Origin of the sequence: Providencia sp. PROV175 (assembly GCF_032707045.1) — a bacterium.
In the GTDB taxonomy this organism is placed as follows: domain Bacteria; phylum Pseudomonadota; class Gammaproteobacteria; order Enterobacterales; family Enterobacteriaceae; genus Providencia; species Providencia hangzhouensis.
Genome location: NZ_CP120533.1, coordinates 1,261,932 through 1,275,786, shown reverse-complemented (window position 1 = coordinate 1,275,786; position 13,855 = coordinate 1,261,932). Strand labels below are relative to the sequence as shown.

The following is a 13,855-nucleotide window of genomic DNA, read 5'->3' as shown; positions in this document are numbered from 1 at the left end:
GGATGAAAAACATGAAAATATTAATCGCTCCAAGCCACCAGCAAGGCCCTGCTATTTGCTGGCTAGCCATCGATGCCTTAAAGAATGTATCTGCCTTACAAAATATCACCTTCACTGAACAGCTTACTGATGCTGATATTGTGATTTGTTTTGACACTCAGTTGCCTGAAGATTTCAATTGTGCAGACAAAAAAATCTATTTCGGCCACCCCGATGTCGCTGTTAGGCAACCTGCTGAATTCCTGACATCAGCAATTAATGAAGCCACACTTTGTGAACAACAAATTGCCGAACCGCAGCACACAAAAACTTTCTCTATATTAGCCGTTACAGCTTGCCCTACAGGGGTTGCTCACACTTATATGTCCGCAGAAGCACTTGAAGCTGAAGCAAAAAAACGAGGCTGGAATATCAAAGTAGAAACCCGTGGTTCTGTAGGGGTTGGAAATGAAATTACACCAGAAGAAATTGCACAAGCTGATTTAGTCATTGTCGCTGCTGATATCGAAGTCAATGTGGATAAATTTGCGGGAAAGCCAATGTACCGCACCTCTACCAGTGCAGCATTGAAGAAAACAGCACAGGAATTAGATAGAGCGATAAAGGAGGCGAGTACATTTTCGCCACAAAATGGCAAAAACTCATCACAATCAAGCCAATCCAACGAAAAACGCGGAGTCTATAAGCACTTACTCACAGGTGTGTCTTATATGCTCCCGATGGTTGTGGCAGGAGGATTGTGTACTGCACTTTCATTTGCTTTTGGTTTAGATGCATCCAATGTAGAAGGCTCTCTGGCCTGGGTGCTTAGCCTAATTGGTGGGCAAACAGCCCTTGCATTAATGGTGCCTGTACTATCGGGTTATATCGCCTATTCCATTGCTGACAGAACAGGGCTAACCCCGGGTTTAGTCGGTGGGGTACTTGCAACCACCTTAGGCGCCGGTTTCTTAGGCGGGATCATTTCCGGTTTCCTTGCAGGTTATAGCGCTCACTTTATTAGCACCCGATTAAAATTGCCACAAACCATGGAAGCGTTAAAACCAATTTTAATCGTGCCACTCATTTCCACTTTATTTACGGGTTTAGCCATGATCTATGTGATTGGTCACCCTGTAGCGTGGTTGATGGACTGGTTAACCAACTGGCTAAATACCATGGGAACCACCAATGCAGTGATCTTAGGTGCAATATTGGGTGCCATGATGTGTACGGATATGGGAGGCCCGGTCAACAAAGCTGCTTACGCCTTTGGTGTCGGCCTATTAAGTTCACAAACCTACGCACCAATGGCAGCGATTATGGCTGCAGGTATGGTGCCGCCACTGGCAATGGGGATTGCCACATTAATAGCGAGACATAAATTTGTTCCCGCTGAACGCGAAGCGGGTAAAGCCTCTTTTGTTCTCGGTTTATGTTTTATTTCAGAAGGTGCAATCCCATTTGCCGCCAAAGACCCGATTCGTGTTCTTCCTGTTTGTATCATTGGTGGCGCGATAACTGGGGCGCTATCCATGTACTTTGGTATTCAGCTAATGGCACCTCACGGCGGTTTATTTGTGCTGTTAATACCCGGAGCTATTAATCATGTATTGATGTATTTATTCGCGATAGTAGCTGGCACGGTGGTTTCTGGTGTGCTTTATGCCATTGTCAAAAAAGCAACGCCCAAAGAAGCTCAACAAGAAATGGCAAGTATCGCTTAATCACCAGATTTAAGTTCCATTCCTAGTCCCTGTTGGTAGTCTTATTCCCCCCTTAACTGGGGGGCTTTTATTTCACACTAAAAATAAAAAACGGTTAGATATCAATACCTAACCATTTAAATATGCAGGATTTTTTAAGTCCATCAGTACTCGAAATGATAACTTGGGGAGCATACAAAAGTATGTGACCCAAGTAGCCAAGTGATGGCAACACCACCACAGTATGAATATGACTCTTATTAATACGCTAAATAGTTCGTGTTGTGGCTAGGCGCCGAACGCGGATAACTTGGGGAGCATACAAAAGTATGTGACCCAAGTAGCCAAGTGATGGCAACACCGCCACAGTATGAATATGACTCTTATTAATACGCTAAATAGTTCGTGTTGTGGCTAGGCGCCGAACGCGGATAACTTGGGGAGCATACAAAAGTATGTGACCCAAGTAGCCAAGTGATGGCAACACCGCCACAGTATGAATATGACTCTTATTAATACGCTAAATAGTTCGTGTTGTGGCTAGGCGCCGAACGCGGATAACTTGGGGAGCATACAAAAGTATGTGACCCAAGTAGCCAAGTGATGGCAACACCGCCACAGCACGAAATATGACGCGTATTATTTGCGACGCCACGTAGTACCAGTAGCCCCATCCTCAAGCACAACCCCCATAGCTGTCAGCTCATCACGAGCCGCATCCGCTTGCGCCCAATCTTTATTCTTACGTGCATCTAGACGTTGTTGAATTAATGCCTCGATTTTTGCCACTTCCGCATCATCTTCAGTTTGTGCGCCGCCTTTTAAAAAGACTTCAGGGTCTTGTTCTAATAAACCCAGTACGCTTGCTAACTCACGCAATTGTGCAGCCATACCATTTGCTGCTGATATATCTTCTGATTTCAAGCGATTAACTTCACGAACCATATCAAATAATACCGAATAGGCTTCAGGTGTATTAAAGTCATCATTCATCGCTTCAATGAAACGTGCTTTAAATTCATCACCACCAGCAGGTACGGCTGACTTATCTGTACCACGTAGTGCCGTATACATGCGCTCAAGTGCTGAACGTGCCTGCTTCAAATTTTCTTCCGTGTAGTTTAATTGGCTGCGGTAATGACCTGATAACAGAAAGTAACGCACTGTTTCTGCATCGTAATACTCAAGTACGTCACGAATAGTGAAGAAATTATTGAGAGATTTAGACATTTTCTCTCTATCAACCATGACCATACCGGAGTGCATCCAGTAATTCACATAAGGGCCATCATGAGCACAGGTAGATTGTGCAATTTCATTTTCATGGTGTGGGAACATTAAATCAGAGCCGCCACCATGAATATCAAAATGGTTGCCTAACGTTTTGCTGTTCATTGCCGAACATTCAATGTGCCAGCCTGGGCGGCCTAAACCCCATGGGGATTCCCAACTTGGTTCGCCTTCTTTAGACATTTTCCACAAGACGAAATCCATTGGATTACGTTTTACATCAGCGACCTCGACGCGAGCACCTGCTTGCAACTGCTCTAAATCTTGGCGAGATAACAGACCATAATTTGGGTCGGTTTTGACTTCAAACATCACATCGCCATTCGCAGCGACATAAGCATGACCACGCTCAATCAAGCTTTGGGTTAATTCAATGATTTCACCAATATGACGCGTTGCTCGTGGTTCGCTATCAGGGCGTAAAATATTTAAGGCATCGAAATCTTTGTGCATTTCAGCCAACATACGCGTTGTTAGCGCTTCGACGCTTTCATTATTTTCTGCTGCACGTTTAATGATTTTATCGTCAATATCGGTGACGTTGCGTACATAATTTAAGTCGTAACCCAAATAACGTAAATAGCGGCTAATTGCATCAAATGCCACAAATGTACGGCCATGGCCGATATGACACAAGTCGTAGATAGTGATGCCACACACATACATCCCAATCTTCCCTGCGTGGATGGGCTTAAACTCTTCTTTTTGACGACTTAGCGTATTAAAAATTTGTAGCATCTGAACTTTTCCATTTATTTGAAAAATGATTATCGATTTCTACCGATAAAATATCATGTTATTGAACCCCGATCACCTTAAGAATGCAAGGGTTTACCCGCTTCCTTTTCAGTTTATTGATTAGGTTTAATACACATCTATTATGCTATAAACGGCCGACTACGCTTCCTTCCGCTTCAAGTCAGGTTTTATCTGTGATATAAACGTCCTGATCTCAACGCTTTCGCAAGTTAGCGCACAAAAAACAATTATTCAGGATAGCTATTATGGTTACATTTCATACCAATCACGGTGACATTGTTATCAAAACGTTTGACGATAAAGCACCCGTTACAGTCGAAAACTTTTTAACTTACTGCCGTGAAGGTTTTTACAATAATACCATTTTCCATCGTGTTATTAATGGTTTCATGATCCAAGGCGGTGGTTTTGAGCCAGGAATGGAACAAAAAAACACTAAAGCGCCTATTAAAAACGAAGCAAACAACGGTTTAAAAAATACCCGTGGTACTTTGGCAATGGCTCGTACTAACGACCCTCATTCAGCAACAGCACAATTCTTTATCAACGTTGTTGACAACGACTTCTTGAACTTCCGTTCAGAGCGTCCAGATGGCTGGGGCTACTGTGTATTTGCTGAAGTCGTTGAAGGCATGGATGTTGTTGACAAAATCAAAGGTGTTTCAACTGGCCGCAGCGGCTTCCACCAAGACGTTCCACGCGAAGACGTCATCATTGAAAAAGTGACTGTCAGCGAGTAAACCTGAACGCATGTCCACTTACATCATTGCAGATTTGCATTTGAGTGAAGATGAACCGGCGATCACCGCCGGTTTTATTAATTTTATTCAACAGCAAGCCATCCATGCCGAAAGCCTATATATTCTCGGTGATTTTTTTAATTATTGGGTGGGCGATGATGATGACAATCCGCTACATCAACAAGTTGCCAACGAACTCAAACTACTCACTGACCGTAGAATTCCCTGCTATTTCATTCATGGAAATCGGGATTTTTTAATTGGTCAACGCTATGCGAAACAGTGTGGCATGACCATACTCCCACAGGAAACATTGCTCGAACTTTACGGCAAGCGCATTTTAATTCTGCATGGTGATACATTATGCATTGACGATGCTGCCTATCAAAATTACCGTAAAAAAGTTCATACCCCTTGGGTTCAACGGCTGTTTTTGTTACTCCCTCTTTTTGTGCGTCGCCGTATCGCGCAAAAAATGCGCCAAAATAGCCAGTATGCAAGCAGCATGAAAGCCGAGTCGATTATGGACGTCAATTCACAAGCCGTTATTGATGCATTACAAAGGCACCAAGCGCAATGGATGATCCATGGTCATACTCACCGCCCTGCTATTCATGAAGTAAATATTGGAGGTAAGTTGCATTATCGGGGTGTATTAGGTGCTTGGCACTATGAAGGTTCCGCCTTTGTAATTAACGAGCAAGGCATTGAACTGATTTTCTTTCCTTTCGAGTAATTTTGCCTAACGAACCATTTTTGATATATCGCCACAACTGTTTGCTCACTTATTGATCACGCAAACGTTTTCCTTGCTGCTTTACCATGATATGATCGAGACAATTCAATTTCCCACCTCAGGGTGATGTTTTTTTTCAATACAGGAAAGCACCAAATGACTGCCCAAATTCCTGCTCAATCTGCGGCAAAAATTGCCATTGTTATGGGTTCGAAAAGTGATTGGACGACAATGCAGCTCGCAGCTGATGTATTAACAGAACTCCAAATCCCTTTTCACGTCGAAATCGTCTCTGCACATCGCACCCCGGATAAATTATTTTCCTTTGCTGAAAATGCAAAAAAAAATGGGTTTGATGTGATTATTGCAGGTGCTGGTGGTGCTGCTCACTTACCAGGAATGATCGCCGCTAAAACATTAGTTCCTGTTTTTGGTGTTCCTGTACAAAGCGCTGCATTAAGTGGTGTTGACAGCCTATATTCTATCGTGCAAATGCCTAAAGGTATCCCTGTAGGCACACTAGCCATCGGCAAAGCAGGTGCCGCAAATGCAGCACTTTTAGCCGCTCAAGTATTAGCAATAAGTGATACTGCTATTTTCAACCGCCTCTCAGCGTGGCGAGAAGTCCAAACCAATGATGTGCTGAACAACCCAGACCCGAGGGAAGCATAATGAAACCCGTTTGTGTGCTTGGTAATGGCCAACTCGGCCGCATGCTGCGTCAAGCGGGTGAGCCATTAGGCATTGCTGTTTTTCCTGTAGGGCTTGATGCAGAACCTGAAGCGGTTCCTTATCAGCAAAGCGTCATCACCGCTGAAATTGAACGTTGGCCAGAAACCCCGCTAACAAAAGAATTAGCTCGCCATAATGCCTTTATTAACCGTGATATTTTTCCACGTTTAGCTGATAGGTTTCCACAAAAAAGCTTATTTGATAGCTTACAACTTTCTACTGCACCTTGGGCATTATTAGAATCCCCTGAACAATGGCCTGAGCTGTTTGCCACACTCGGTGAGTTTCTCATTGTAAAACGCAGAACTGGTGGCTATGACGGGCGAGGTCAATGGCGTGTTCGCCCTGGTGATGAAAAAGACCTGCCTGCTGAAATTTATGGTGAATGCATCGTTGAACAAGGTATCCCTTTTGACGCGGAAGTGTCTGTCATTGGTGCCCGAAATGCAGCGGGGGAATCCGTTTTTTACCCGATCACCCATAATTTACACCAAGAAGGCATTTTGCGTACCAGTGTGGCCTTCCCTAAGTCAACTAATCCGCAACAAGAACAAGCTCAAGCTATGCTCAGCGCAGTGATGGATGAACTTGATTATATCGGTGTGATGGCAATGGAATGCTTTGTCGTGGGCAATAACTTGCTGATTAACGAAATTGCGCCTCGAGTACATAATAGCGGCCATTGGACACAAAATGGCGCATCCATTAGCCAGTTTGAATTACATCTACGTGCTATTTTAAACCTGCCAATGCCATCTCCAGAGGTATATAGCCCTGCCGTGATGGTCAATTTAATCGGCACTGATGTAAATATAGACTGGCTGAGCTTACCCCTCGTTCACCTTCACTGGTATGAAAAAGAGGTACACCCTGCCCGAAAAGTGGGTCATTTAAACCTTTCCCATCGTGACTGCCACCAATTATCTGCCACACTGGCGGCTTTGATCCCACTTTTGCCAAATGAGTACAAAAGTGGCATTGAGTGGGCAAATGCAAAATTAGACTGGTACTCTCATCAATAAATAGGGAAAATAGTCCGATTCGATGCCCGAAACTATTTTCGGGCATTATGCTATTTTCGCCGTCATCCAGAAAACAAATATCCTGATTTAAGGTGTGCGGCATTACTGGAGTCAATATGTCCTCGCAGACTTTTAGTCCGTTTTATCAGTGGTGCATTCTTATTCTGTTAGGGCTGGTTTATTTTTTAGCCACCGCGACAACCTTTACCTCTCTTGGCGTGGTTTTACCTGAGATGATTAGTGAGCTCAAATGGAGCTGGAGTGAGGCTGGTTTTGGTTTTACGCTACTGGGTTTAACTTGCGGGCTAGCGAGTTTTCTCCCGTCTCTGTTAATCCGCAAAGTGGGTGTACGAGCCACTTTATTGCTAGGCACCAGTATCTTTGTTGCTGGCTTTTATAGCCTTTATTCCACACAAGCCATCAGCACCTATTTTTTAGGTACTGCATTGATTGGTATTGGTTTCACCTTACTCGCTACGGTCCCGGGGACTTATGTACTTTCGCGGCTATTTGAAAAACAATCCCTTGCCTTTGGGTTATATTTCACCATCGGGGGCTTGGGTGGAGTTGCAGGCCCTTGGATTTACTTTTACGCATCAAACCAATTAGGCTCATGGCGCATGCATTGGGTTCTATGTGCCGTTTATCTTAGCATTGTCACGTTAATCACGATTTTTATGCTGCGAGAAGGTAAAAAAGAGCAAGAGCACGCAAAAAAGGTAATGCAAAAACAAGTTAGTGACGCAAGTAAACCTATTTATCGCACTGCAGAAGTATGGACGGTCGGCAGAGCACTGCGTACATGGCAGTTCTACTTGATTGCTGCGACTTATACCTCGTTTTTATGGTGTGGTATCACCGTTAACAGTTTTGCTGTCGCCCATATTGAAGAGCGCGGCTTTGGCATGACAGTGGCGGTTTCGTTATTAAGCACAATGGCATTTGTGAATGCATTCTCAAGGTTTATTGGTGGAGCCGCAGGCGAATGGTTAGAACCGAAGAAACTATTAATCGGTAGCCTAATTATCATGGTATTAGGTGTCATTTTCCTCAGTATTGCCACCTCATGGCTTTGGCTTATTTTATTTGTGTTATGCGTTGGTATTGGCTACGGCATGACCTTTTTGGCATCAAGTGTTTTACTGTCAAATTATTTCGGCCGAGGCCCATACTTAGAACTATTCTCTGTCGTAAATTTAATTTCAACGGTTGCCTGCTTAGCACCTTTTATTGCGGGTGCAATAAAAGATTTCACAGGAAGTTTCACCCCTGCTTTTTTGGTTATCGCGGCTCCCGTTGTGGTTATTTTATTCCTTACTTTGATGATGAAGCCCCCAGCCCTCAATCACAAATAAAAAATCCCGAGTGATTAGCTCGGGAAAATTAAAACCAAAGGGAAAACAAGCTTAAGACCAGATATTGGATCAAAACATACTGCTTATTTGCGCCACCGAAAAAATTAAATGGTGGCGCAAAATCAATTACGGTTTTAACAACTCAGGGACGTTTAATAAGATAAACTCATTATCATCCGCTTTATTTGGCTCACGGCTAGATGAAAACGGATAGTTATTGTCATTACCAACAATAATGTGTTCACTATCAACCACATCCACGTTTTCAATAGTGAAGAATGGGAAAGTAAACACTCCGTCATTAAGCGGTTTTCTTGCCATATTGTTCGGGTCTTTGATATTCATTAAATCAATATAAGCCTGCTTATCTACTGGTTTGCCTATATTGTTATCTGAAAATTCAATACGATAAACACGCTTGAATTTAGCTAAATTACTAAAGCAATTTTCAGTATTACTGCTTCCCGCCGTGCAGGCTTTATCTGCTGTACCTTCACCATTATCACGCTCAATGATTAGGCCGTGGGTATCATCGATTAAGTTAAAGTCACCAATGGCATTCTGATTGTCTTCAAAGACATACAACCAGCTTCTGCCTGTCCAATTTTGTTTTTTTACATCAAACTCAAGAATACGTGCTGCGCGTTTGCCATCAACACTTTCATAATCTTGTTTGTCATCAAGCCAAATTGCCCCTTCTAGCATTGGGTAGAGCTTAGAACCGTCTGGCGATGACGCCATACCTTCAAAACCTTTTGAACGGTTGACTTGGAAATTCACTTTATCTGCGGGTTTACCCGGTGTTGTGATTTGGTAGTGATCAGGAGAAACGACTTTCTTTCCATCTACTTGTGTCTCAAATAAAGCTAATACTTTGCCATCCAAATCCATTTTGATTAGGTAAGGGCCGAACTCATCGCCAACCCATAGGGCATCCCCTGCAAATTGAAAACTTTCAGGGTCAAAATCACTGCCTGTTAAATAGCGTTCTTTTGTGCTCTCATTCGTAATATGAAAAGGGATAATTTTATCGGGGTCATGGAAGAAAACCGTTTTTAATGGCGTTGTATTACCTGACTGAAAATCAATATCATATTGAGTGACATACAACATCGAATCAGGAGAATTGGCTTTGTTGCCGAATCCATTATCAGTTAAAACCCAGTAAGTGCCATCCGCCATACGTTTAATACCCGAGTGCCCTTGACGTAGCTGGCCTTTGATTGGAATATGCATTCCTGTTGGGCGATCCGCGGATTTACCCTCCACTTTCCCCAAACTATCGACACGAGCGCCAGTGGTAAATTTACCGCTCACTTGCATGTCTGAAGGTGCATCTTCGGGGGAAGAAACCATGGAATTAACAGGAAGAATGGAGTGACCCGCTAACGTTGCTGGCACTTCTTGTTGTGCAAACCCGGTGATGCTAAATGAAATTAAACCAGCTAATAAAGATAACGAGCCCAGTTTACGTTTAATCGAATGGTTATTCTGCATTGTTATGTTTCCATTTTAAGGTCATCAATAATTGATGCGGGAATCATAACCATAATGAATGACATTTTTGTGATGAATTTGAGACAGTTATTTTACTGAAAAATCGATTGTTTTTAGAATATTCAATAAATAGTGGTATTAAGGTATTTCCCTAATACCACCATATTCTAAATAACTCGAGTTGCATGTAGATCAACCTATCTGAGCGCAATCAATGCCCATGCAACTCGAAGTATGACGAGTATTTAACTATTAGGTAAACGACGGTGCTGACTCCCCGTCCCTAATAAACGCAGTCCTAACCAACTACCACAAATAGACAATAGAATTGCCGCGCACAAAGGCAATAATACCCACATACGCCATTCTGGCTGCCAAGGGAAGTCAAACACTTTACTTTGCAACAACCATAATGCAATTTCTGCCCCAAATGCCGCCGCAAGCCCTGCCATTAAGCCAAGTAATGCAAATTCGCTCCATAATGTTCTACGCATTAACTTTTTACTGGCGCCTAGCGTTCTATATACTACGAGCTCTCGCTCTCGTTGGCTCATACCCACTTGAATTTGTGCCAACAGCAGTAACAAGCCACAGAAAATAACCAATACCACCATCACTTCTAAGGCTTGGCTCACTTGCTGAAGAATTTGCTGAATTTGGGTGATAATTGCACCAGTATCGAGCACATTAATGGTCGGGTAATGGCGGCTAAGTTGCGTTAATAGCTGCCCATCACCGTCATAGTGGAAGCTGCTCAGCCAAGTAGCCGGCATTTGAGAAAGACTTTCTTCAGAGAAAATAAAATAGAAGTTCGGTCGCAGACTTTCCCAATCAACCGTACGAATACTACTGACTGTCGCACTGAAGACCTGAGCCCCTGCGTTAAATGTAAGTTTATCGCCTAATTTCAACCCGAGTTCTTTAACGACCGTTTGTTCAATTGAGACTTCTCCCGCTTTCGGTGGCCATGTCCCTTCATCAACCACATTGGCTGGCGCTAAATCAGATTGCCAAGTTAAGCTCAATTCACGTCGTACCGTATTATTATTTGGATCACGTTGATCCGCCCACTCAATCGCTGACTGGTCATTAATATCGGTTAAACGCGCTAATACCACAGGGTTGAATTCTGTGGGTTTCACGTCAAACTCAGCTAATAGCTTGGTGACAGGCTCAAGCTGTGACTGGTTCATATTAATCAAGAAATAATTCGGGCTATCTGCGGGTAATTGCTGCTGCCAACGGTCAAGCAAATCACCACGCACTAAAATCAGCAGCGCCAACAACATAAATGACAACGAAAAAGCACTCATTTGCGTGATGGTTTGCAACGGCTGGCGCAATAGACGGCTAACAGATAAACGCAAGCTTAATTGACGGAACTTAATATGGCGTAGCCCCCATAAGCCTACCCAACCAATCAGCGCAAGTAGAACGGCAACCACGACAATACCCGCCAAAATTGACCACAGCAGAGGGTTAACGCCAGCAAACACAAATAAGCCGCCAACCACAATTAAAATAACAATCGGCAGATAGTAATATAGCAGCCAAACGGGTGATTTGGCATCTTCACGTAATACTCTAGAAGGCTGAGTTGCCATCAGTTGGTAATAGGGACGGCTGCCAACAATAATCGCAATAATAAATAATGTACCGATTGCCCAAACCCAAGGCATCAAACTCGCAGGCGGCAATTCCTTCGGCAACATAGCCCCTAAGATTTGCATTAAAATGCCTTCAAAAGCCAAACCTAATAATGAGCCGAGTAAAGCCGCAGCGATTAAAATCACTAACCACTGCCCAATAATCCACTGACGTAATGCGCTACGCCCTGCGCCTAGGGTTTTTAATACCGCAATTAATTGATGGCGGCTACGACAGTAATGCGTCATTGAAACCACGACCGCAGCAATGGCTAGCAGCAGGGTTAATAAAACTGACAACAATAAAAACTGTTGGGCACGTTGGAAGGTTTTCCCCACTGCACCGTTATTTTCGCTTAACGTAAACCAACGCTGATCATTTCGTAGGTCTTGGTCATATTTTTGTTGAAATGCATCAATAAGTTGGCGATCGCCGGCAAACATGTCGCGATAAGTTAACCGGCTACCTAATTGAATTGCCCCTGTTAATGGCGCATCCTCAATTGCTATCAATACTCTTGGAGCAATCTGGAACGGGTTAAAACCGCTGTCGGGCTCTTGGATTAATTTACCCGAGACTTTTAGCGTTGCATCTCCGATATCAATGTTATCCCCTACATTGAGGTTCAATAATTCTAATAGCCGCGGAGCGACTAATATCTCCCCTTTTGTCGGGATTAACCCAGCAGGTTCAGTGATAAGCTCACCATATAATGGATATGCCTTATCCGCTGCTTTCACTAACACCAGTTGTGGCCGAGCGTCTTCATCTTCTGTCGCATAAGCCATAGTAGAAAATGATATTTGTTGGCTTAACGTTAAACCCTCTTTTTGGGCCTCTTGTAACCATGTAGGGTCGCTTGGATGAGAAGATCGTAAAACTAAGTCACCCGCTAATAGCTCACGGCTTTGGTAACTCATGCTATTTTCAATGCGATCGCTAATTCGCCCTAAAGCTAGTACACAAGCAACAGCAAGGGTGAGTGCAAGCCAAACAATCAGTAACGAGGGAGTTTTCCATTCACGCCAAAACCAACGCCAAATCATGCTTCTTCCCTCAATTGCCCATCGACCAAGCGCAAACGACGTTGGCAACGCGCAGCCAGCTCGTTATCGTGAGTCACTAAAATAAGGGTCGTCCCGTGCTGTTTATTCATATCAAACAGTAAATCTGCAATTTTATCCCCTGTGTGGCGATCGAGATTTCCCGTTGGTTCATCAGCAAATAAAATCTGTGGGCGGCCATTAAAGGCACGAGCAAGTGCAACACGCTGTTGCTCCCCCCCTGACAACTGTGGTGGCATATGTTTTAGGCGATCTTTTAAGCCTAAATCCGTCAGTAAACTCGCCGCGTGTTGGTAGCTTTCAGACTCAGATTCGCCACGTAACAAAGAAGGAAGTTGTACATTTTCAATGGCATTTAAGGTTGGGATCAACATAAAGGATTGGAACACAAAACCGACACTTTGTGCCCGTAAGCGTGCCCGCTGCTCTTCGTCCATTTTAGTAAGGTCTTGACCTAATAAATTAACCGTTCCACTGGAGCCGTCATCCAACCCCGCAATAATCCCTAGCAAGGTTGATTTCCCCGAACCTGACTCCCCAATTAAAGCAATTGTTTGCCCGGACTCGACAATTAGCTCAACACCTTGCAATATAGTCAGTTCATGTTCACCTTGACCAACACGTTTAATGAGATGATGAACTTCAAGAATATTATTCGCCGACATATATTGGTATTTCTCCTGTTACTGACTGCAAGTGGGCACGCACTTGCGTCAACTAAGCTATTAATCTTAGGTGATAGCCTAAGTGCAGGCTACCGTTTACCGGCTGAGCAGGCTTGGGCCTCCTTGCTTGCCGAACGTTGGCAGAAACTTTCCCCACCCGTTGCTATTGTTAACGGTAGTATTAGTGGGAATACCTCTGCACAGGGGTTAGAACGCCTTTCCGTTTTACTCGAACAAAACAAACCTAACTGGGTATTGATCGAATTAGGTGCAAATGATGGCTTACAAGGTCTCCCAGTTGAACAACTCGAAGCTAATTTACAGCAAATTATCGATCAAATCGTGCAATCCGGTGCGAAACCGCTCTTAATGCAAATTCGCATTCCACCTAACTATGGAAAACGTTATACGACAAGTTTCGAAAAAGTCTATCCGAAATTGGCGCAAAGTAATCAAATTCCATTACTGCCGTTTTATATGGAAACCGTGATAACTAAGCCTGAATGGATACAACAAGATGGTATTCACCCTACCGTTGAAGCCCAGCCATCCATTGCTGATTTTATGGAAAAACAGCTTTTCGAACATATTTTACCGTCTAGCAAATAAAACAGACGTTAAACAAGGGTACTAAAACGCTCTTTTATACCCGAAATAGATTCA

The 13,855-nt window shown here is 43.5% G+C and carries 11 protein-coding genes; 7 read left to right on the top strand and 4 right to left on the bottom strand.

What is annotated here, in order from left to right:
• Positions 1-11 precede the first annotated feature (11 nt).
• Entirely contained in the window at positions 12-1,706 is a 1,695-nt protein-coding gene (gene fruA, locus P3L44_RS05445) for a PTS fructose transporter subunit IIBC (protein ID WP_272662058.1), read from the top strand.
• Between the two features lie 618 nt (positions 1,707-2,324).
• Here fruA and cysS read toward each other — a convergent pair.
• Entirely contained in the window at positions 2,325-3,713 is a 1,389-nt protein-coding gene (gene cysS / locus P3L44_RS05440) for a cysteine--tRNA ligase (RefSeq protein WP_272662057.1), read from the bottom strand.
• A gap of 266 nt (positions 3,714-3,979) precedes the next feature.
• Here cysS and ppiB point away from each other — a divergent pair, with 266 nt between their 5' ends.
• The 5 genes from ppiB (at position 3,980) to P3L44_RS05415 (ending at position 8,319) form a co-directional block, all read left to right on the top strand.
• On the top strand, positions 3,980-4,474 hold the full coding sequence (gene ppiB / locus P3L44_RS05435) for a peptidylprolyl isomerase B (RefSeq protein WP_004260260.1): 495 nt from the start codon (positions 3,980-3,982) through the stop codon (positions 4,472-4,474).
• A gap of 10 nt (positions 4,475-4,484) precedes the next feature.
• Entirely contained in the window at positions 4,485-5,210 is a 726-nt protein-coding gene (gene lpxH / locus P3L44_RS05430) for a UDP-2,3-diacylglucosamine diphosphatase (RefSeq protein ID WP_272662056.1), read from the top strand.
• A gap of 156 nt (positions 5,211-5,366) precedes the next feature.
• Positions 5,367-5,882 carry a 5-(carboxyamino)imidazole ribonucleotide mutase gene (gene purE, locus P3L44_RS05425; protein ID WP_140171196.1) on the top strand — a complete coding sequence of 172 codons (516 nt, stop codon included), beginning with the start codon at positions 5,367-5,369 and terminating at the stop codon, positions 5,880-5,882.
• Positions 5,882-6,964, top strand: coding sequence for a 5-(carboxyamino)imidazole ribonucleotide synthase (gene purK, locus P3L44_RS05420; RefSeq protein WP_272662055.1), 1,083 nt, complete (start codon positions 5,882-5,884; stop codon positions 6,962-6,964). The genes purE and purK overlap by 1 nt, the downstream gene beginning before the upstream one ends.
• 116 nt (positions 6,965-7,080) lie before the next feature.
• On the top strand, positions 7,081-8,319 hold the full coding sequence (locus tag P3L44_RS05415) for a CynX/NimT family MFS transporter (RefSeq protein WP_272662054.1): 1,239 nt from the start codon (positions 7,081-7,083) through the stop codon (positions 8,317-8,319).
• Positions 8,320-8,445: 126 nt separating this feature from the next.
• On the opposite strand, the gene P3L44_RS05410 is transcribed toward P3L44_RS05415, so the two are convergent.
• The 3 genes from P3L44_RS05410 to ybbA form a co-directional block, all read right to left on the bottom strand.
• The gene (locus P3L44_RS05410) at positions 8,446-9,816 is read right to left on the bottom strand and encodes an esterase-like activity of phytase family protein (RefSeq protein WP_272662053.1); all 1,371 of its coding nucleotides are present in this window, start codon (positions 9,814-9,816) and stop codon (positions 8,446-8,448) included.
• A gap of 245 nt (positions 9,817-10,061) precedes the next feature.
• Positions 10,062-12,509 (bottom strand): putative ABC transporter permease subunit YbbP, encoded by a 2,448-nt coding sequence (gene ybbP / locus P3L44_RS05405; RefSeq protein WP_272662052.1) that lies wholly within the window; start codon positions 12,507-12,509, stop codon positions 10,062-10,064.
• A complete protein-coding gene (ybbA, locus tag P3L44_RS05400; protein WP_004260298.1) occupies positions 12,506-13,192 on the bottom strand; it encodes a putative ABC transporter ATP-binding protein YbbA in 687 nt (228 codons plus the stop codon). Before ybbA ends, ybbP begins: the two co-directional genes overlap by 4 nt.
• On the opposite strand from ybbA, the gene tesA reads away from it, so the two are divergent.
• Entirely contained in the window at positions 13,160-13,801 is a 642-nt protein-coding gene (tesA, locus tag P3L44_RS05395; protein WP_036958279.1) for a multifunctional acyl-CoA thioesterase I/protease I/lysophospholipase L1, read from the top strand. The genes ybbA and tesA overlap by 33 nt on opposite strands.
• Positions 13,802-13,855 lie beyond the last annotated feature (54 nt).